Here is a 20,323-nt window from a genome sequence, read left to right as displayed (position 1 = left end):
GTTAGGAAGGGGCCCTTCCTGTACAAAAAGCGATAAGAAGGGGCCCTTCCTTACAGGAAGAAGACGCTCATCGCGTAGGCCGCCGGTGCGGCCAGGGCGAATCCGCCGAGCGGGCCCTGCATGTGCCGGGCGACCCACATCGTCGGCGGTTCGCCGGCCATCTGCCGGCCCGCCTCCGAGTAGCCGACCGCGAGGTCGGCCAGCACCGCAGCGGCCGCCGCGACCAGCCCGACCACCGCGCCACGGGTCGGCGTCATCGGGACCAGGTAGCTGCCGAGGATGGCGGCGGCCAGGGTGCCGAGCATCGCCCCGAGCACCACGCCGGCCGCGCCGCGCGGCACCTGCGGGGCCAGTCTCGGCCACGGCAGCAGTGCGTCGGTCAGCCGTGCGACGGTCACCGCGACCGCGGTCGCGGTGAGGCAGACGATGATCGCCTGGGTGCCCACCGGGATCCGGCTGAGCACGATGAGGGTCGCGAACGAGACGACGCCGATCACGATGAACAGGGTGGCGCCGAGCGACTCGGTTACCCGGGCCCGGTCGGCCCGCCGGACGAGCTGACCGACCACCCCGACCAGCAGGGCACCCGCGGCCACGTACCCCAGCGGGCCGAGCGCGGCGACCTCCGGCAGTACGGCGGCCGCGTCGGCGGCGGCGGCAGCCGCGACCGACACCCCCGCGACCAGCAGCAACGCGGGCGGGCGGGTGGCCATCGTCCAGGCCAGGATGAACAGCAACTGCACGCCGAAGACGACCATGGTGAACGGCAGTCGGGCACCCGGGCCGGCGGTCTGCGCCCCGAAGATCAGGCCGACGCCGACCAGTCCGGCGAACCCGGCGATCGCCACCGACAGCAGCCGACGGATCGGTACGGGTGGCAACTCCTCCTCGTCGTCGTCCTGCTCGTCCAGGTCGCCGACCGCTTCCGCCCGGGCGGCGGCCTCCGCCCGGGAGGCGTCGGTCGACCGGTGGTCACCGGCGGATCGCGGTGCGTCGGACGGACGCGGACTCTCGGACGGCCGGGAACCGTCGGACGGCCGGGGACCGTCGAAGGGGCCGCCCCGGGGATCGGGACCGGCGGGGTGGCCGCGAGGGTCCGGGGCACGGTGCGGGCCGGCCGGACCGGGCCGGTTGTCCGGCCAGGAATCGCGACCTGTCTCCGGTGGCGTCGAGGGGTACACGCCTCGATCGTGCCAGACCGACCGGGTGACGCGCCGATCCCGGTTTAGCCGACTTGGAAACTTGTACGTAATGACCGATCCCACAGACGATCGGAGAAACGTGTGAGAGCAGTGCGGGGAACTTCCGATAAACTCAGGCCTTACCTGCCCGCCAGCGAAGCCGGGACAAACCCCAGTCTCCAGCGGTACTCCCGGCCACCGCCGAGCGCCGCTGGCCACCGTGCGGCCCGTTCGGTGCCGCCGGGACGGAGGTGATGTGTGGAGATCCTGCTGCTGGTGACCGCGCGCGCAGGCGAACCGTCCGTTGTGCTGCCTGCCCTCGATCTGCTGCCCCACTCGGTGCGTACCGCGCCACGTGATGTCCGCACCCTCGTGTCCGGGCCCAGCCCGGACGCCGTACTGGTCGACGCCCGCTCGGAACTGAGCGAGGCCCGGGCAACCTGCCGGATGCTGCACGCCACCGGACTCGGCGTACCGCTGGTGGCGGTGGTGACCGAGGCCGGCCTGATCGCGTTGAACGCGGACTGGGGCGTGGACGACGTCATCCTGTCCAGCGCCGGTCCGGCCGAGGTCGAGGCCCGGCTACGGCTGGCCGTCGGCCGACTCAGCAACGCGACCGCGGCGGCCGGCGGACTGATCCGGGCCGGTGAACTGACCATCGACCCGGACACCTACGCCGCCAAGCTGAAGGGTCGGCCGCTCGACCTGACGTACAAGGAGTTCGAGCTGCTCAAGTTCCTCGCCCAGCACCCGGGCCGGGTCTTCACCCGGGACCAGTTGCTGCGGGAGGTCTGGGGCTACGACTACTTCGGCGGCACCCGCACCGTCGACGTGCACGTACGTCGACTGCGGGCCAAGCTCGGCTCGGAGTACGAGTCGATGATCGGCACCGTCCGGCAGGTGGGGTACAAGTTCGTCACCCCGCCCTCCCGGCCGCTGCCGGAGTCGGAAGGCGTACCGCTGCCCGTCTGAGACGACGACATCGTTTGAGGGCCGCCCGCGACCGCCGGGGCGGCCCTTCCGTCGTACGGCCTGAGTAATCTTCGCAGCAATGGAAGAAACTATCTCTATTCGGGCAATTGGTACGTAGCCTTGACCGGGAACATCCGGAGGGGGCAGACGTGTCAGCAGCGAGTGTCGTGGCGAAGGTGGCGGGCCGGCGTACGGTCCCTCCCGGAACGGCCCGCTGATGGCCACCCTGTCCAGGACCAACATGCTCGTGGTCGCCACGGTGGTCACGACCGCGATCCTGGGCGGCGCCTACGTTCTCGGCCACACCCTGGGCAGCCCCGGTGGCCCACTCGGCGGTACCCGCCCCCAGTCGGCGAACTCCGCCGATCCCGGCTCCCACACCGCACCCGACACCCGATCCACGATTCCGTCGCCGACGGCCCCGACCAGCACCCCCGGGCCGACCGCCGCCTGGCCCGGGAACGAGGACCTGGCCCCGGGCCAGGCGTACGGCCCACCCCAGCTACCGGCGGAACGGGACGGGCCCTTCGGCGCCCGGGTGACCACCGGCTCCCAGTACGTGGCGCTCACCTTCGACGACGGACCGGACCCCCGGTACACGCCACAGGCGCTGGCCATCCTGCGCCAGTACCAGGTCAAGGCCACCTTCTGCCTGGTCGGCGGCAACGCGCGGGCGTACCCACAGCTGGTCCGGGCCATCGCCGCCGAGGGACACACCCTGTGCAACCACTCCTGGGCGCACGACATCGGACTCGGCGGCCGGTCTCCCACCGCCATCCTGACCGACCTCACCCGGACCAACGAGGCGATCCGGGCGGCCGTTCCCGATGCCCGGATCGCCTACTACCGCCAGCCCGGTGGCAACTGGACCTCGTCGGTGGTCGCGGCGGCCCGGAAACTGGGCATGACCTCGCTGCACTGGACGGTGGATCCACGGGACTGGACCCGGCCCGGCGCCGGGAACATCGTCGCCACGGTGACCGACAACGTCTCCCCCGGCGCGATCGTGCTGCTGCACGACGCCGGCGGCAACCGGCAGGGCACGATGAACGCGCTCTACCCGATGCTGATCAACCTGAGCCGCCGCTTCGGGCTGGTGGCCCTGCCCACCGGGCCACCAGCGAACACGGACCCGGAAACCGGCCCGCCGGGCATCCCTCGACCGACGGGTACGGCCACACCGAGTGGTCCGCCGGCCACAGCCCCGGCCCGGCCCCCGACCCCGTTCTGAGCGGTCCGGCCGGCAGTCGTCCGGATCTCGGGTCTACGGTGTGAAGGTGATCAGGGCAGACGCGGCCGACCACCGGGTGGTGCGACTCGAACGACCTTCCCCGGACGACGTCGAGGCCGTGCTCGCGCTCATCGGTGCGGCGGGGGCCGCCGACGGGACCGAGTCGATCTCCGAGGACGCCACGCTGCGGCTCCGGCACGCCGAGCCCGGGGCGGCCACCCACCTGACGCTGCGTCGACCCGACGGGCTCCTGACCGGGTACGCCCAGTTGGAGTTCCGCAGCGACGGCGGCGGGATCGGCGCCGAACTCGTCGTACATCCGATGCACCGCCGGCAGGGGCTGGGCCGCGCCCTGGTCGAGGCGCTGCTCGCCGCGACGGCCGGCGACGACCGGCCCGGTGCGCGCCTCGGTACCTCGGCGGACGCCGCCGACCTGCTGGTCTGGGCACACAGCGACCATCCGTCCGCCGCCGCGCTCGCCCTCGACCTGGGCTTCGATCGGGCCCGGGTGCTGTGGCAACTGCGCCGGTCGCTGCGGGAACCGCTGCCCGAAGCCGGACTGCCCGCCGGGGTGTCGATCCGGGCGTTCCGGCCCGGCGAGGACGACCAGGCCTGGCTGGCCGTCAACCGGCGGGCCTTTGCCGACCATCCCGAGCAGGGCCGGTGGACACTGGCCGACCTGCGGCTCCGGCTCGCAGAGCCCTGGTTCGACCCGGACGGCTTCCTGCTCGCCGTCGACGACCCGACCGGACGGATCGTCGGGTTCCACTGGACGAAGGTGCACGCTCCGGCCGGCAGGTCCCCGGCGATCGGTGAGGTGTACGTGCTCGGCGTCGATCCCACCGCCCACCGGCGCGGACTGGGCCGGGCGCTCAGCCTCGCCGGCCTGCACCACCTGCGGAACCAGAACCTGACCCGGGTGATGCTGTACGTCGACGAGTCGAACGAGCGGGCGATGGCCCTCTACACCCGGCTCGGCTTCGCCAACTGGCTGCGACACGTGCAGTACCGACGACCGGCCGTGGCCGCCGGCTCGTAGCCCGTCCCCGCCGGGGCAGCACGGCCAGTACGGTGCCGAACGCCACTCCGTGGGCGGTGACGAACCCGTCCTAATAGCACTTCATGTCGCACCAGTCCCACGGTTCACGGAACGGACATCTCACCCTCAGGATCCGGCCATCCAGCCGGCTATCCCTGTTCACCCTGCGTTCACTCACGACCGGCGAACCGGCTACCTGGTGCTCCTAACTTTTCCCTAGTAGCCGGTCACCAGCCGGCTCCCGGGGCGGGGCTCCGGGGTTTGCTCTCGTACAAGGTGAAGGGAACCTTTCAGGTGAAGCTCCAGCGGCACGGCACCATTGCCTGCCTCGCTCTGGCCACGGCACTGGCAGTCAGCGCGTGCGGCTCGGACAATAACGAGCCCACCGAGGCATCGGCCTCCGGGTCCCCCGCGGCTGCCGACTGCGCTACGGGCACCATCAACGCCCAGGGTTCGTCGGCGCAGAAGAACGCGGTCGACGAATGGCGTAAGGCATACCAGCAGATGTGTGCTGGCTCGACCATCAACTACGAGCCGAGTGGTTCCGGCGCGGGCATCCAGGCCTTCATCGCCGGCACCGCCGACTTCGCCGGTTCGGACTCGGCGCTCAAGGAAGAAGAGCAGCCGCAGGCCGACGCCAAGTGCGTCGGTGGCAAGGCGATCCACCTGCCGATGGTGATCGGCCCGGTCGCGGTCGTCTACAACGTCAGCGGCCTGGACAACCTCCAGCTCAAGCCGGCCACCCTCGCCAAGATCTTCGCGGGCAAGGTCACCAAGTGGGACGCCGCCGAGATCAAGGCCGACAACCCGGGTGCCACCCTGCCGTCGACCACGATCCAGACCGTCCACCGCTCCGACGAGTCGGGCACCACGGACAACTTCACCGACTTCCTGGGCAAGACCGCCGAGGCCGACTGGACCTTCGGTAAGGGCAAGGCGTGGAAGGCCCCGGGCGGCACCGGTGCGGCCAAGTCGGACGGCGTGGCCAGCGCGGTCAAGCAGGCTGACGGCAGCATCAGCTACGTCGAGATGTCGTACGCCGAGAACGGCGGCCTGAAGATGGCCAAGATCGGTAACGGGGCGGGCGAGTTCGCCGCGCTGACCGCCGAGTCGGCCGCCAAGACCATCGGCGGCGCGCAGGTCACCGGCCAGGGCGACGACCTGAAGATGTCGATCGACTTCAACACCAAGGAGGCCGGGGCGTACCCGATCGTCCTGGTGACCTACGAGATCGTCTGCAGCAAGGGCCTCGCCGCCGACAAGCTGGCGCTGGTCAAGGGCTTCCTCAGCTACGCCGCCAGCACCGAGGGCCAGGCCGACCTGACCGAGCTGGGCTACGCCCCGCTGCCCGAGACGGTGCGTACCAAGGTCGAGGCCACGGTCAAGACCCTCGCCTGATCCACCCGCTAGATCATCCTCATAACTTCGTCAATCGGAGCGAGCGAGCAGATGGGCGACACCCCAGACCGCTCGGCCAACGCCGGCACCGGCGGACCGCGCGTGACCCCCAGTCACGTCCGGTCCGCCGGTGCCGCGCTGTCGGTCGACGTACCAGTGACACCCGTGGACCGCGCTCCGAACGGAGCCGGGGGCCGGGGCGGCGACGGCGGCGGCATCGGCGGTGGACTGGGGGGCGGCGGCGCGCTGCCCCGGCGACGTGCCTTCGGTGCGGAGCGCGTCTTCCAGGGCCTCACCGTGGCCGCCGGCACGATGGTGCTGGTCATCATCGTGGCGATCGCGATCTTCCTGATCGCCAAGGCCGTACCGGCGCTGAACGCCAACACCGCCAACTTCTTCACCTTCGAAGGCTGGTTCCCGAACGAGTCCTCGCCGAGGTTCGGCATCGGCGCGCTCGCCTTCGGCACCGTCCTGACCTCGGTCCTGGCGCTGCTGCTGGCCGTACCGGTCGCGCTGGGCATCGCGCTCTACCTGTCCCACTACGCCCCCCGCCGGATCGGTACCGCCCTCGGCTTCCTGATCGACCTGCTGGCCGCGGTACCGAGCGTGGTGTTCGGGCTCTGGGGCCGGGACTTCTTCTACGGCCCGGTCCGGGACCTGTCGGCCTGGTTGAACAAGTACTTCAGCTGGATCCCGATCTTCGGCGGCGACGGTCCGTTCGGTAAGTCGATCCTGCTCGGCTCGCTGGTGCTGGCGATCATGGTGCTGCCGATCATCACCTCGCTCTCCCGCGAGGTGTTCCGGCAGACCCCGACCGCCAACGAGGAGGCCGCACTCGCCCTCGGCGCCACCAAGTGGGAGATGATCCGCACGGCGGTGCTGCCGTACGGCCGACCCGGTGTCATCGGTGCCACGATGCTCGGCCTCGGTCGCGCGCTCGGCGAGACGATCGCCCTGGCGATGACCCTCGGCATCGTCTCGAACATCTCGTTCAACATCATCGAGAACGGCGGGAACACCGTCGCCGCCAACATCGCGAACGCGTTCGGCGAGGCCAACGACGTCGGCCGGGGCGCACTCATCGCCTCCGGCCTGGTCCTCTTCTCGATCACCCTGATCGTCAACATCACCGCGCGGGCGATCATCTACCGGCGCCGGGAGTTCACGGAGTCCGCCGCATGAGCACACTGACCACCGCACCTCCCCCGGTGGCACCCGGCCAGCGTCCGCAACTGCGGACCCACCGCCTGCCGGTGCTGGCCGCCCTCGGCATCGCGGTGGCGGCCGTCGTCGTCTCCGCCGCACTCGTCTACGGCACCGACATCGGCGGCACCGCCCTGGTGCTGGCCCTCGCCGTGGTCTTCTACCTGGCCGGGCTCTACCTGGCCAGCAACGTCGTGGAGGGCCGCCGGCAGGCGCGCAACCGCACCTGGAGCGCGCTGATCCACTCCGCCTTCGTCCTGGCCCTGCTTCCGCTGGTCTCGGTCACCTGGACCCTGGTCAGCAAGGGCATGGAGCGGCTGGACGGAAACTTCTTCCAGACCTCGATGAACAATATCGGCGCCCGGGACCCGAACGGTGGCGCGTACCACGCGATCATCGGGACCCTGGAGCAGGTCGGCGTCGCCACGCTGATCACCGTGCCGCTCGGCGTGCTCTGCGCCATCTACATCGTCGAGTACGGCCGGGGGCGCTTCGCCTTCACGATCCGGTTCTTCGTCGACGTGATGACCGGCATCCCGTCGATCGTGGCCGGTCTCTTCGTACTGGCCTTCTGGATCCTGATCGTCTCGCCGATCTTCAACGACGGCCGGCCGGGCTACTCCGGCTTCGCCGCCTCGCTCGCGTTGAGCGTGCTGATGCTCCCGACCATCGTCCGGTCCACCGAGGAGATGCTCCGGCTGGTGCCGGCGCCGCTGCGCGAGGGGTCGTACGCCCTCGGCATCCCGAAGTGGAAGACCATCCTGCGGATCGTGCTCCCCACCGCCCTGCCCGGGATCGTCACCGGCGTCATGCTGGCCGTCGCCCGGGCCGCCGGTGAGACGGCACCGGTGCTGCTGGTGGCCGGCGGCGGTGCGGCGATCAACTTCAACCCGTTCGAGAACAACCAGTCGTCGCTGGCGCTCTACGTCTACCAGCAGGCCGGGGACGCCTCCCGGTACGCGCCGGCCCGGGCCTGGGCCGCGGCACTCACCCTGGTCGCCCTCGTCCTGATCCTGACGATCGCGGCGAAACTGCTAGCCCGTCGCAACCGGTTCGGCCGCTAACAAAGGAATGACCACCATGGCCAAGCGCATCGAAGCGATGAACGTGACCGCGTACTACGGCTCGTTCAAAGCGATCGAGGACATCAACCTCACCGTCGAGCCGAAGACCGTCACCGCCCTGATCGGCCCGTCCGGCTGCGGCAAGTCGACCTTCCTCCGCTCGATCAACCGGATGCACGAGGTGCTGCCGGGTGCCCGGGTCGACGGCAGCCTGACCATCGACGACGAGGACATCTACGACCGGGACGTGGACGTGACCGCCGTCCGCCGGATGATCGGCATGGTCTTCCAGCGGCCGAACCCGTTCCCCACCATGTCGATCTTCGACAACGTGGTCGCCGGGCTGCGGTTGAACGGCGTACGCAAGAAGGCGGTGCTGGAGGACGCCGCCGAGCGGGCGCTGAAGTCGGCCAACCTCTGGGACGAGGTCAAGGACCGGCTCGGCAAGCCCGGCGCGGGGCTCTCCGGCGGCCAGCAGCAGCGGCTCTGCATCGCCCGGACCATCGCGGTCGAGCCGCAGGTGGTGCTGATGGACGAGCCGTGCTCGGCGCTGGACCCGATCTCCACGCTCGCCATCGAAGACCTGATGTTCAAGCTCAAGGACCGCTACACGATCATCATCGTGACGCACAACATGCAGCAGGCGGCCCGGGTCTCCGACCGTACGGCCTTCTTCTCGATCGAGCGGACCGGCGACCCGGGCCGGCTCATCGAGTACGACGACACCCAGAAGATCTTCAGCAACCCGAGCGTGAAGAAGACCGAGGACTACATCACCGGCCGCTTCGGCTGACCCGCCGTCGGGGCGGCTCAGTCGAGGAGGAACCGGGCCGCACCGTCGGAGGACAGCTCGACGCGGGGCATGATCGGCCTGGCCGGCGTACGCAGCGCCGCGGCGGCGGGCAGCGCGGCCAGGTCCGGGCAGGCGCCGACCTCGGCCAGGGTGAGCATGGTGGGCGGCAGCATGGCGATCTCGCCCGCCTCCACCCGCGCCAGCGCGTCCGCCGGACGGATCCACATCGTGTGGTCGGCCTCCCCGGAGACGTCCCGGGGGCGCTGCCCCTCCGGCAGCAGCGCGACGAAGAAGTACGTGTCGAACCGGCGCGGCTCGAACTCCGGCGTGACCCAGCGGCTCCACGGCAGCAGCAGGTCGGAGCGGAGGGTCAGCCGGCAGTCCCGGAGCAGGTCGGCGAAGCCGGTACGCCGGTTCACCAGCGCCTGCCGGGCCACCTCCCACTCCTGTCCGCTGACGTCGCCGACCACGGCCTCCGGATGCGCCCCGGCGAGCAGCACACCGGCCTCCTCGAAGACCTCCCGGGCGGCGGCGCACACCACCCCCTGGGCCTGTCCGGCCGGCAGACCGAGCCGGTCACCCCACTGCGCCGGGTCGGGACCCGACCAGTCCAGCCGGATCTCCGAGTCCTCGGGGTCGACGCTGCCGCCCGGGAACGCGTACATGCCGCCGAAGGTCATTCCGGCGGCGCGGCGGATGACGTACACCTCGAAGCCCTCGCGGCCGGACCGGTCCGGCCGAAGCAGCAGTACGGTCGCCGCCGGCCGGGCCGGGACGGGAACCCCGCCCTGGGCGTAGAACCGGCGGGCGTGTTCGATGATCGACTCCGGGGCGGCAAAGGACGGCATGCTGCGAGGGTAGTCAGGCCGCTGGGGCGACCGCGCCCGCCGCCCGGACAGTCGCGATCTTGCCTTTCGGGGGAGTCGACCGGCGGACGGATTCCCTCGGCTACCGTGCCGACATGACACGTTGGGGCATCCTCGCCACCGGTTACATCGCCGCCACCTTCGTCGAAGACCTCCGGCTGCTGCCGGACGCCGAGGTCGTCGCCGTCGGCTCCCGGACCCTGGAGACCGCCCGCGCCTTCGCGGACCGGCACGGCGTGCCCCGGGCGTACGGGTCGTGGCAGGAGTTCGCCGCCGACGACGACATCGACGTGGTGTACGTCGCCACCCCGCACGCCGCGCACTTCGACGCCTCGATGGCCTGCCTGTCGGCCGGGAAGGCGGTGCTCTGCGAGAAGCCGATCACCCTGGACCGGGCGCATGCGCAGACGCTCATCGACACCGCCCGGGCCAACAACCTCTTCCTGATGGAGGCGATGTGGATGCGGTGCAATCCCGTCGTACTCCGGATTCTGGAGCTGATCGCGGACGGCGCGATCGGCGAGGTGACCGGCGTGCAGGCGGACTTCGGGGTCGGTGGGCCGTTCCCGCCCGAGCACCGGATGCGGGCCCGCGCACTCGGCGGCGGCGCGCTGCTGGACCTCGGGGTCTATCCGGTGAGTCTGGCGCACCTGCTGCTCGGCCTGCCGGACCAGATCCGGGCCTGGGCGAAGATCAGCCCCGAGGGTGTCGACGAGAACACCGGGATGGTCTTCGGCTACGACTCGGGCGCCGTCGCGAGCCTGAGCTGCGGCATGATCGGCGCGACCCCGGTGGCGGCGACGATCACCGGCCGCACCGGCCGGATCGACCTGTCCCCGCCGTTCTACCGGCCGACCCGGGTGACCCTGCACCGCGCGGGCGGCGCCCCGGAACTCCTCCCCGTCGACCTCGCCGGCTCCGGCTACCAGCACGAGGCCGCCGAGGTGCAGCGCTGCCTCCGCGCCGGCCTGCTGGAGAGCCCGCTCGTGCCGCACGCCGCCACTCTCGAGGTGATGGCCCTGCTCGACGACATCCGCGAGCAGATCGGCGTCACCTACCTGTAAGGAAGGGCCCCTTCTTATCGTTTTCCGTTGTAGAAGGGGCCCTTCCTAACACCTCAGAAGAGCGGGCGGACCACGAAGAACATCAGCGCGCCGATCGAGCCGGCGGCCGGGAAGGTCAGCACCCAGGCGCCGACGATGTTGCCGGCCACGCCCCACCGGACGGCGGAGAGCCGCTTGGTGGCGCCGACGCCCATGATGGCCGAGGTGATGGTGTGGGTGGTCGAGATCGGCGCGCCCAGGACCAGCGCGTTGAAGTAGAGCACCCCGCTGGCCACCGTCTCGGCCGCGAAGCCCTCCGGTGGACGCAGGTCGATGATCTTCCGGCCGAGGGTGCGGATGATCCGCCAACCGCCCGCGTACGTGCCCAGGGCCAGCACGGTCGCCGAGGTCCAGAACGCCCACTCCGGGATCGTCTCGGCGCTGTCCTGGTAGCCGCCGACGAAGAGGGCGAGCACCACGATGCCGATCGTCTTCGCGGCGTCCTGCATGCCGTGCCCGATCGACATCGCCGCCGCCGAGGCGGTCTGGGCCCACCGGAAGCCACGGTTCAGCCTGCCCGGCTGTCCGTTCCGGAAGATCCACTGGACCGCGATCATGACGATGTAGCCGAGCAGGAACCCGACCACCGGAGAGACGATCATCGGCAGTATGACGCTCTCCGCGATGCCGCCCCAGAGCACCGTGCCGGAGGCGGCGAGCGTCGACCCGACGAGTCCACCGATCAGCGCGTGCGTGGACGACGAGGGCAGGCCGAAGTACCAGGTGATCAGGTTCCAGGCGATCGCGCCGATCACACCGGCGAAGACGATGCCCAGGCCGGAGGTGCCGTCGGGTAGGGCGACCAGCCCGCTGCCGACCGTCTTGGCGACGTCGGCGCCGAAGTGCGCGCCGATGAAGTTGCCGATGGCCGCCATTCCGAGCGCGACCCGTGGGGTGAGCGCCCGGGTGGAGATGCTGGTGGCGATCGCGTTCGCGGCGTCGTGGAACCCGTTGGTGTAGTCGAAGACGAGCGCGACGGCGATCACCGCCAGTACGGCGATGAGTTCGGGATCCACCGGTCAGCTTTCCTTGACCGCGATGGTCTCGACGGTGTTCGCCACGTGCTCGAAGGCGTCACAGGCCGCCTCCAGCTCGTCGGCGACCTCCTTCATCTTCAGTACGGTCAGCGCGTCGTACTCGCCGGAGAAGAGTCGGACCAGCAACATCCGGTACGCCTGGTCGCCGTCGTTCTCCAGCCGGTTGCACTCGATCCAGTAGTCCTCGAGGTCCTTCATCGACTTGAGCCGGGGCATCGCGTCGGCGGTGAGCTTCGCCTGCTGGTCCAGGACGTTCACCAGTTCGTGCATCTCCCGGGGCAGCGACGGCAGCTTGGTCAACCCGTACAGGTAGAGCAGGTTGCCGACCGCCTCCAGGTGGTCCATCACGTCGTCGAGCAGCGAGCCCAGCCGGTAGATGTCCTCCCGGTCGAAGGGCGTGACGAACGTCGAGTTGATCTTCTTGTAAAGATCGTGGGTGATCTGGTCGCTGTCGTGCTCGACCTCGGTGAGCCGCTCGCTGACCGACTGTACGTCGACCCCGGGCAGCGCAAGCTCGTTGAGCAGTTCGGTGCCGCGCACAAGGTTCTGAGCGGCTCTGGTGAACAACTCGTAGAAGGCGCCCTCGGATGGGCGGAGGGAAAACTTCACGGCACAACCTCGTTGCGTCGGCGGACGGGTGGCGGGCCGCAGGAGGCTGCCCCTGGGGAATGCTAGGAAACCTCGGATCGAAGATTTGCCCGGCCCACCCCTGGTCAGGGGCGGTTCATTTGCCATTTACCTCTCGTTCATCTTGACGGTGCCACGCCACCCTCCCGTACCGTCGCCGGGGCCGTCACCCAGCAGGGACAAACCGAGCGGTGTGCCCCGGACAGCAGGAAACCGGTCAGCCCGGAGCAGTACCCGGAACACCGCACCGGCACACCTCCCGGTCGATCCGGCCCGGCCGACCGGCCCGGCTGAGACGCCTGTCACTGCCGGACGCCCGACGGTCGGGATCGCCCGCGACTAACCTCGCAGGTGGGCGCGAAGCGGACGGGGAGAGACGCCAAGCGGACGGGGAGACGGCCATGCGGGACCTGGCGACCGAGTTCGAGGCCGAACGTGGCCACCTGATGGCGGTCGCCTACCGGATGCTGGGAAGCCGGACGGAGGCCGAGGACGCCGTCCAGGAGACCTGGCTGCGCTACGCCGCCGCCCTGGCCACCCCGCAGGCCCGCGCCGAGATTCGCGACCTGCGGGCCTGGCTGACCACTACCACCGCTCGGGTCAGCCTCGACGTGCTGCGGTCGGCCCGGGTCCGCCGTGAGACGTATCACGGGCAGTGGCTGCCGGAGCCGGTCGTGAGCCGGCTACCCGACCCGGCCGACGGCTTCGCACCGGACCCGGCCGAGCGGGCCGTCCACACCGACCAGGTCGGCATCGCCCTGCTGACCCTGCTGGAACGCCTCTCCCCCGAACAGAGGGTCGCGTTCGTCCTGCACGACGTCTTCGCGGTGCCGTTCGCGGAGATCGCGGGGGTGCTTGGCAGCACACCGATCGCGGCCCGGCAGCTCGCCTCCCGGGCCCGGCGCGCGGTGGCCGACGGCACTCCCCGGCAGCCCGCCGATCCGGCGGAGCACCAACGCCTGGTCGCCGCCTTCCTGGAAGCCGCCGAGTCCGGCGAGCTGGACCGGCTGCTGGAGGTGCTCGCCCCCGACGTGGTCTTCGTCGGCGACGGCGGCGGCCTGTTCCCGACCTCCCGGCATCCGGTCGTCGGCGCCGTCAAGGTCGCCCGGTTCGCGTACGGGCTGTTCCGGCGGGCCGTGCGGGACACCAGGGACCTCCGGATGGTGCCGGTACTGGTCAACGGCAGCCTCGGCATCCAGGTCGAGGCGGAGTACCGGCCCGACCTGCCGCTGCGCGGCGTCATGTGGTTCGTCACCGACCAGAGCCGGCTCACCGGCATCTACCACCAGGTCAACCCGGCGAAACTGACCCGGGTACCCCGGATCGCCCCCGGTGAGGACACCCGGACGCTCGGGTCCCGGCCCGTCTCCTGACCGGGCCGACGGCGCCGGCTCAGACCACCAGGGCCAGCCACTTCCGGTACGCGGACGCGAACGGTTCGGTGCCGTCGCCCAGGGCGCCGTACAGCCACTCGGCGGCGGCGTGGGCGTTCGTCACCACGTCCTCGGGATATCCGAACCGGGCCCGGTGCTCGGCGAACTCGTCCTCGTCCCGCAACTCCACCGCTGCGGTGCCCCGGCGACGTACGACGTCCAGGTCGAGGTCGATCAGGTGGACGGTGTCGCCCTCCCAGCGAGCCGGGCTCGCGATGTCGCAGTAGACCTCGCTGGTCCGGGGCGGCGGGTTGAACATCGCGCTCCACCACGTGTCGTGCGGCACGAGCAGTACGAACGGGATCTGCTCCACCGAGGGGCGACCGTGGTAGACGGACTGGGTGCCGGCGGTCACGCCGAGCCAGACACCGGAGTCGTCCTCGGTCAGCCTGCGGGCGGGGTAGTCCCGGTGCGCCGTGCCGTCGTACTTGCGGTAGACGACCCGGACCATCTCGCTCGGCATGCCCGCACCCTAGCGGATCTGGCCCAGTACTCGCCGTGCACGAAGCATCCGCCAGGCGTCGTAATCGGCAACATCACTGCACCGATCCGGTGGTGTCGCGGACCCGCCGGTCGTGTGCGCGCGGCCCTGTCGGGACGTACGGGTACGGTCGCACAGTGACCGCGCCCGCCACCGACGCCAGCTTCCCTGACCTGACCGGGCCGACGGCGGCGGAGGCCGGTGCACCTCCGGCCGGCCGACCCCGCAAGCGCCGCCGCGCCGGTCGGCCCAGCGGCACCGAGCTGCTGGCCGCGGCCGTCGGCGCCGTGCCCGGCGGTTCCACCCGGGAGGGCCAGCAGCAGATGGCCACCGCGATCGAGGAGTGCATCTCCTCCGGCGAGCACCTGCTGGTGCAGGCCGGGACCGGCACCGGCAAGTCCCTGGCCTACCTCGCCCCGGCGTTGACCGTGGACGGACCGGTGGTGGTCTCCACCGCCACCCTCGCGCTCCAGTCCCAGCTGGTCGAACACGACCTGCCCCGGCTCGCCGACGCGGTCACCTCGGTGCTCGGCCAGCGACCGACCTTCGCGGTGCTCAAGGGCCGGCACCACTACCTCTGCCTGGCCCGACTGGAGAACTCTACTGAGGACGAGCCGGAGGACACGCTCTTCGACACCCCGGGCCGGAGCGGCGGCGGCCCGAAGTGGCTCGGTGAGGCGGGCCGGCTGGGCAAGCAGGTCGAGCGGATCCGGGACTGGGCCATGGAGACCGACACCGGTGACCGGGACGAGCTCGACCCGGGCGTCGACGATCAGGCGTGGCGCCTGGTGTCGATGCCGGCCCGGGAGTGTGTCGGGGCCGGCCGCTGCCCGTACGGCGCCGAGTGTTTCGCGGAGGCGTCCCGGGCCCGCGCCCGCGAGGCCGACGTGGTGGTGACCAACCACAGCCTGCTCGCCGTCGACATGCTCGCCGGCCGGCACATCGTGCCCCCGCACAAGCTGCTGGTGGTCGACGAGGCACACGAACTCGCCGACCGGGTCTCCTCGGCGGCCCAGGCCGAGCTGATCCCGGAGCTGATCGACCGCGCGGCCCGGCGTACCCGGCCGCTGATCAGCCCGGAGCTGGCCGAGGCGCTGGTCGCGGCCGGCGACGCCCTGACGGTCGGGCTGGCCGAGTCGCCGGCCGGGCGGATCACCGGCGGCCTGCCGGGGCCGCTGCGCGAGGCGTGCACCCTGCTCGACGCGGCGACCCGGGCGGCGCTGGAGAAGATCGGCGAGGTGAAGGCCGACGACCCCGACCCGGTCCGCAAGCAGCAGTCAAAGGCGGTGCTCGACGAGCTGTCGAAGACCTCCCAGCGACTGCTGGAGGAGGCCGACCACGACGTGGCCTGGGTGGAGAAGCCGGAGGGCGCCGCCGCCGGCCGTCGGGCGCTGGTCGTCGCGCCGCTCTCCGTGGCCAACACCCTCGCCACCCACCTGTACGAGGACCGCACCGTCGTCGCCACCTCGGCCACGCTCGCCCTCGGCGGCCGGTTCGACACCGTGGCCCGGGCCCTGGGACTCGGTCCGGCACCGGCTCCGACCGCCCCGCCGTCGCCGGCCGCCGGAGCGCTCGCCGCCGGTACGGCCCGGTCCAGCGCACCCGGCCGGTCCACAGCCACGGCCGGCGCGACGCCGAAGGGGTCGACCGGATCGGCATCGGCGGGCACGGCCGAGCCGGCCGGCGGATGGCGCTCGCTCGACGTCGGTTCGCCGTTCGACTACCCCCGGCAGGGCATCCTGTACGTCGCCGCGCACCTGCCCCGCCCCGCCGCCTCGGGCCTGCCGGCCGCCGCCGGTGAGGAGTTGCTCGGGCTGGTCGGCGCGCTCGGCGGTCGTACCCTCGGGTTGTTCTCGTCCCGGCGGGCCGCGCTCCAGGCCGCCGAGCTGCTACGGGCGCGTACCGACCTGCCCGTGCTGCTCCAGGGCGAGGAGTCACTGCCGCTGCTGGTCCGCCGGTTCCGGGAGGAGCGGGCGAGCTGCCTGTTCGGCGTCATGTCGCTCTGGCAGGGCGTGGACGTGCCGGGCGACTCGTGCCAACTCGTGGTGATCGACCGGCTGCCGTTCCCCCGCCCGGACGAGCCGTTGGCGGCGGCCCGGGCGGCGGCGGTGGACTCCGCCGGTGGCTCGGGCTTCGCCTCGGTGAGCGTGCCGATCGCGGCCGTACGGCTGGCTCAGGGGGTCGGTCGGCTGATCCGGTCGACCGGCGACAAGGGCGTGGTGGCGGTGCTCGACTCCCGGCTGGAGACCGCCCGGGGGTACGGCGCCTTCCTGCGCCAGTCGCTGCCGCCGTTCTGGTACACGACCCGACCCGACATCGCCAAGGGCGCCCTGGAGCGGCTGGCCCGCACCTGAGCCCCGACCGCCGACCGGCCGGGGCCCACGCTCACGGTGCCTGGCTGGCGATCACGACGGCGTGCGGCGGCACCTCGGGCGGCCGGCGGTGGGCCAGCCGGCGGACCGCCGTGTTGAGCACCGCGATCAGCGGCACCGAGACCAGGGCGCCGACGATGCCGGCCAGGACGACCCCGGCGGCGATCGCGACGATCACCGCGAGCGGATGGATCGCCACCGCGCGCCCCATGATCAGCGGTTGCAGGATGTGTCCCTCGATCTGCTGCACGCCGATCACCACACCGAGGATGATCAGCGCGGACACCCAGCCGCTGTCGACCAGGGCGACCAGGATCGCCACCGCACCGGAGAGGGTCGCGCCGACGATCGGGATGAACGCGCCGAGGAAGACCAGCGCGGCCAGCGGAAACGCGAACGGGATGTCGAAGATCACCAGGAAGATGCCGATCCCGACCGCGTCGATGAACGCGACCAGCACGGTCGCCCGGACGTACGCGACCAGGGTCGCCCAGGAGGCCCTACCGGCGTCGTCGACCCGCCATCGGGCGGCCAGCGGCAGCAGCCGGACGATGAAGCGCCAGATCTTCCCGCCGTCCCGCAGGAAGAAGAAGGTGGCGAAGAGCACCAGCAGAGCGCCGGTCAGCACCTCGAAGAGGGTCGTCGCGGTGGAGACCGCCCCGCTGGTCAGCGCCCGGGTGTTCTCGTTGATCCACTGCTCGCCCTCCTCGATGTACGAGTTGAGCTGGTTGTCCGACAGGTGCAGCGGCCCGGTCTTGAGCCACTCCTGGATCTGCCGGATGCCGTCGGTGGCGTTGCGACTCAGGTCCGGTACGCCTCGGATGAACTCGTTCACCACCAGGGTCAGGGTGCCGACCACCGCCGCCAGCCCGGTGACCAGCACCAGGGCGGTGGCCAGTGAGCGGGGGAACCGGGCCCGGAGCAGCAGCCCGACCGCCGGGGCCAGCAGGGCCGAGAGCAGCAGGGCGATGATCAGCGGAATGATGACGATCCGGATCGTGCCGACCACCCGGATCAGCGTCCAGGCGACGACGCCGATCACGATCAGCCGCCAGGACCAGGCCGCCGCGATGCGCAACCCGTGCGGTACGTCCGCGTCGTCCCGGCTCGACGTCGAGGGGTGGCCGTCCGTCGGGGACTCACCCTCGGCCGGCCCCAGCGGATGGGTCAGCGACAGGGAGTCCGCCGGCGGAGTTTCCTGGCCCTCTCCCGGGTTTCCGGCCGAGCCAGACCGGGGCCGAGCGGACGCGAGGGCACGACGGATCCTCGCTCGCAACTGCTCGAATCGGCTCAAGCGCACCTCCCACTCAGGAATCGGCTCCCCTACGGTAGCCGCACCGGCACGGGCCGGCTCGGAACGCTACGGGAGGCCACGCCACCAGCCGGCCCGACGCCCGTGCACGGTACCGTTCCGGTCGTGACCGCCGAGGTGAACAACGACAACGGCCTGCCCATCCGACTGCTACACGACCGGGTGCTGGTCCGTACGGAGGGTAGCGAGGGGGAACGGCGCTCGACCGCCGGCATCGTCATCCCGGCCACCGCTTCGATGGGGCGGCGACTGGCCTGGGCGACCGCGGTGGGCGTCGGTCCGAACGTGCGATCCATCGTCTCCGGGGACCGGGTGCTCTTCGACCCGGACGACCGGTCCGAGGTCGAACTGCACGGCCGGGAGTACGTCCTGCTCCGCGAGCGCGACGTGCACGCGGTTGCCGCGCAACGGGTGGAGACCGACTCGACCGGGCTCTACCTCTAGGCGAGCGGCGCCCTTCCGGCACCGCTCGCCCCGCCGGCCCGGCTCAGCGGTGCTGCTGCGGACCGGGCCAGGACGCTCCCGGTGGTGCCCCGAAGGTCGGCGGTCCGCCGTACGGGCCGGGCGGGCCGTAGCCGACCCCGGCGGGTACCGGTGGACGGGCCGGCCCGAGCACGACCGGGATCGGCACCACCGGCTCGTGCGGGGGCTCCAGGATCCGCAGGCTCCCGTCCGGGAACGTCAGGTGGTAGTGGCTGCCGTCCCACACCCCGACCGGTGCCTGCGGGTCGCGCCCGACGAAGGCCTGCCGGGCGTCGTGTATCGCGCCGAGCAGTTCCCGTTCCTCGGCCAGGGCCCGAGCCAGCTGCACCGGCTTGGCGTCCAGGCCCCGGGTCAGCCCGTCGCGCAGCAGCGCCAGCCGGGTGGCGGCGAACTGGAACCGCCGCATCGCCTTGAAGCCCTCGTCGCCGGCCACCCGGCGGGCCCAGCGACGGGCCGCGTGCCGCCGGCCGATGTTGGTCAGCGCCGCCAACTCGGGCGGGGTGAGCCAGCCCGCCCGTACGTAGTCGGGCAGTCGACGTTCGGTGAGCCGCCCCTCCCAACTTCGCAGCCAGATCGCCAGCCCGACCATGCCGAGGAAAATCGGCACCATCAGGCCGATGTACCCGTAGAGCAGGATCAGTTCCTCCCCGGTCTCCTGCACCAGCGTGGCCGTCAGGTTCCAGGTGCCGTGCAGGATCATCGCCAGCAGCAGACCGGCGAACGGGGTGAGGATCCGGATCCGCATGTCGGCGGTACGGGCGGCGATCCCGAGCCCGACGCCGGTCATCGAGGTGAACAGCGGGTGGGCGAAGCCGGTGATCAGGATCCGCACGATGAAGATCCCGAAGACGTTCTGCGCACCGGTGGCCGGGCCGTACTGGTCGGCGCCGTCGGCGTAGCCGTGCAGGCCGAGGTAGAGGATGTTCTCCACCATCGCGAAGCCGACCGCCGACAGACCACAGTAGACAATTCCGTCGGTGATGCCGGACCACTGCCGACGCCGGTAGAGCAGCAGCAGTAACGGCCCGAGGGCCTTGGTCAGCTCCTCGATGAAGGGCGCCACCAGCACCCCGACCAGCGGTACCGGCAGGCCCACGTCGGCCGCGAACGTGTTGACCTTCAGCGCCGAGTAGGTCGACACCGCCGCGCCCCAGCCGAAACAGAAGAGCAGGTACTTGATCGGCTCCGGCTCGTACCGGTCGAGCCAGAGGAAGCAGGCGACCAGGACCGGTACCGGCAGGACCGCCGCGGCCAGCCCGATCACCAGCGGCGTGACGCCGGCCGGCTCACCGAGTTCGAGCAGCATCAGCACCGCGCAGACGGCGATCAGCAGGATCGCGCCGATCATCACCGACAGGCGCTGCACGCTCAACCCCTGCCGTGACCCGGCGACCTTGACCGCCGGAAGGTCGGGCGGCGGCTGGGGCGCCGGGGACGTCGTGGGCGGCGACCACGGTGGATTCGGTGCCGGCGACTGGGGCGCCGCCGCACCGGGCGGGGTGTCGGCCATGTGGTCAGCGTAGTCACCCCGGCCAGGCTGGCCCGACCACATCCGGTCCGGCTATGCTCGTCCGCAGGTCACGAGTGCCAGCGTCCAAGCCCCGGCTTGCTGGCCGGCAACCCTCGTCAGTTCGCGGTGGGGTGCCCCGGGTGATGACCGGGCTCGGTGCATGCCGCACCGGGCAAGCGCGGACCCCGTTCCCGCCCGCCCCGGGGTCCCTGGACCCC

18 protein-coding genes and 1 riboswitch are annotated in these 20,323 nt (G+C 71.3%); of the genes, 11 read left to right on the top strand and 7 right to left on the bottom strand.

The genetic code is table 11. The annotated features are described in order from the left end of the window. Positions 1–50 precede the first annotated feature (50 nt). Complete coding sequence (locus H4W31_RS11620) at positions 51–1,181, bottom strand: hypothetical protein (protein ID WP_192766670.1); 1,131 nt, start codon at positions 1,179–1,181, stop codon at positions 51–53. Positions 1,182–1,439: 258 nt separating this feature from the next. Here H4W31_RS11620 and H4W31_RS11615 point away from each other — a divergent pair, with 258 nt between their 5' ends. From H4W31_RS11615 to pstB, 7 genes are all read left to right on the top strand, one after another. Further along, entirely contained in the window at positions 1,440–2,153 is a 714-nt protein-coding gene (locus H4W31_RS11615) for a winged helix-turn-helix transcriptional regulator (protein WP_192766669.1), read from the top strand. A gap of 217 nt (positions 2,154–2,370) precedes the next feature. Further along, positions 2,371–3,384 (top strand): polysaccharide deacetylase family protein, encoded by a 1,014-nt coding sequence (locus H4W31_RS11610; protein WP_225945489.1) that lies wholly within the window; start codon positions 2,371–2,373, stop codon positions 3,382–3,384. A 46-nt stretch (positions 3,385–3,430) separates the two neighbouring features. Beyond that, entirely contained in the window at positions 3,431–4,423 is a 993-nt protein-coding gene (gene mshD, locus H4W31_RS11605) for a mycothiol synthase (protein WP_192766668.1), read from the top strand. Positions 4,424–4,717: 294 nt separating this feature from the next. Beyond that, positions 4,718–5,821 carry a phosphate ABC transporter substrate-binding protein PstS gene (pstS, locus tag H4W31_RS11600; RefSeq protein WP_192766667.1) on the top strand — a complete coding sequence of 368 codons (1,104 nt, stop codon included), beginning with the start codon at positions 4,718–4,720 and terminating at the stop codon, positions 5,819–5,821. A 51-nt stretch (positions 5,822–5,872) separates the two neighbouring features. Beyond that, positions 5,873–7,003 carry a phosphate ABC transporter permease subunit PstC gene (gene pstC / locus H4W31_RS11595; protein WP_192766666.1) on the top strand — a complete coding sequence of 377 codons (1,131 nt, stop codon included), beginning with the start codon at positions 5,873–5,875 and terminating at the stop codon, positions 7,001–7,003. Continuing rightward, the gene (gene pstA / locus H4W31_RS11590) at positions 7,000–8,088 is read left to right on the top strand and encodes a phosphate ABC transporter permease PstA (protein WP_192766665.1); all 1,089 of its coding nucleotides are present in this window, start codon (positions 7,000–7,002) and stop codon (positions 8,086–8,088) included. The genes pstC and pstA overlap by 4 nt, the downstream gene beginning before the upstream one ends. A 16-nt stretch (positions 8,089–8,104) precedes the next feature. Then, on the top strand, positions 8,105–8,881 hold the full coding sequence (pstB, locus tag H4W31_RS11585) for a phosphate ABC transporter ATP-binding protein PstB (protein WP_192766664.1): 777 nt from the start codon (positions 8,105–8,107) through the stop codon (positions 8,879–8,881). Between the two features lie 17 nt (positions 8,882–8,898). Here the strand turns inward: pstB and H4W31_RS11580 are convergent, their stop codons facing one another. Beyond that, the gene (locus H4W31_RS11580) at positions 8,899–9,729 is read right to left on the bottom strand and encodes an NUDIX hydrolase (protein ID WP_192766663.1); all 831 of its coding nucleotides are present in this window, start codon (positions 9,727–9,729) and stop codon (positions 8,899–8,901) included. A 113-nt stretch (positions 9,730–9,842) separates the two neighbouring features. Between H4W31_RS11580 and H4W31_RS11575 the strand changes: the two genes are divergently transcribed. After that, positions 9,843–10,811: a Gfo/Idh/MocA family protein gene (locus H4W31_RS11575; protein ID WP_192766662.1), complete on the top strand. Its 969-nt coding sequence runs from the start codon at positions 9,843–9,845 to the stop codon at positions 10,809–10,811. A gap of 53 nt (positions 10,812–10,864) precedes the next feature. Here the strand turns inward: H4W31_RS11575 and H4W31_RS11570 are convergent, their stop codons facing one another. Together H4W31_RS11570 and H4W31_RS11565 are read right to left on the bottom strand one after the other, a co-directional pair. Further along, positions 10,865–11,866, bottom strand: a complete 1,002-nt coding sequence (locus tag H4W31_RS11570) for an inorganic phosphate transporter (RefSeq protein ID WP_192766661.1) — start codon at positions 11,864–11,866, stop codon at positions 10,865–10,867. Between the two features lie 3 nt (positions 11,867–11,869). Further along, complete coding sequence (locus H4W31_RS11565; RefSeq protein WP_192766660.1) at positions 11,870–12,496, bottom strand: DUF47 domain-containing protein; 627 nt, start codon at positions 12,494–12,496, stop codon at positions 11,870–11,872. A gap of 419 nt (positions 12,497–12,915) precedes the next feature. Here H4W31_RS11565 and sigJ point away from each other — a divergent pair, with 419 nt between their 5' ends. Continuing rightward, positions 12,916–13,887 carry an RNA polymerase sigma factor SigJ gene (sigJ, locus tag H4W31_RS11560; protein ID WP_192766659.1) on the top strand — a complete coding sequence of 324 codons (972 nt, stop codon included), beginning with the start codon at positions 12,916–12,918 and terminating at the stop codon, positions 13,885–13,887. 19 nt (positions 13,888–13,906) lie between these two features. Here the strand turns inward: sigJ and H4W31_RS11555 are convergent, their stop codons facing one another. Beyond that, positions 13,907–14,410, bottom strand: coding sequence for a DUF402 domain-containing protein (locus tag H4W31_RS11555; protein ID WP_192766658.1), 504 nt, complete (start codon positions 14,408–14,410; stop codon positions 13,907–13,909). A gap of 191 nt (positions 14,411–14,601) precedes the next feature. On the opposite strand from H4W31_RS11555, the gene H4W31_RS11550 reads away from it, so the two are divergent. Further along, positions 14,602–16,782 (top strand): ATP-dependent DNA helicase, encoded by a 2,181-nt coding sequence (locus tag H4W31_RS11550; RefSeq protein WP_404825704.1) that lies wholly within the window; start codon positions 14,602–14,604, stop codon positions 16,780–16,782. A gap of 31 nt (positions 16,783–16,813) precedes the next feature. On the opposite strand, the gene H4W31_RS11545 is transcribed toward H4W31_RS11550, so the two are convergent. Then, positions 16,814–18,115, bottom strand: a complete 1,302-nt coding sequence (locus H4W31_RS11545; protein WP_318783731.1) for an AI-2E family transporter — start codon at positions 18,113–18,115, stop codon at positions 16,814–16,816. A 102-nt stretch (positions 18,116–18,217) separates the two neighbouring features. Here H4W31_RS11545 and H4W31_RS11540 point away from each other — a divergent pair, with 102 nt between their 5' ends. Further along, positions 18,218–18,556 (top strand): GroES family chaperonin, encoded by a 339-nt coding sequence (locus H4W31_RS11540; RefSeq protein ID WP_192766656.1) that lies wholly within the window; start codon positions 18,218–18,220, stop codon positions 18,554–18,556. Between the two features lie 43 nt (positions 18,557–18,599). On the opposite strand, the gene H4W31_RS11535 is transcribed toward H4W31_RS11540, so the two are convergent. Next, on the bottom strand, positions 18,600–20,147 hold the full coding sequence (locus H4W31_RS11535) for a PrsW family intramembrane metalloprotease (protein WP_192766655.1): 1,548 nt from the start codon (positions 20,145–20,147) through the stop codon (positions 18,600–18,602). A 24-nt stretch (positions 20,148–20,171) separates the two neighbouring features. Beyond that, a riboswitch (SAM riboswitch) is annotated at positions 20,172–20,290 on the top strand. Positions 20,291–20,323 lie beyond the last annotated feature (33 nt).

The sequence above is a fragment of the Plantactinospora soyae genome, from assembly GCF_014874095.1.
GTDB lineage: Bacteria > Actinomycetota > Actinomycetes > Mycobacteriales > Micromonosporaceae > Plantactinospora > Plantactinospora soyae.
Note: the sequence above shows the minus strand (reverse complement) of the source record. Positions and strands in the feature narration are given on the sequence as shown.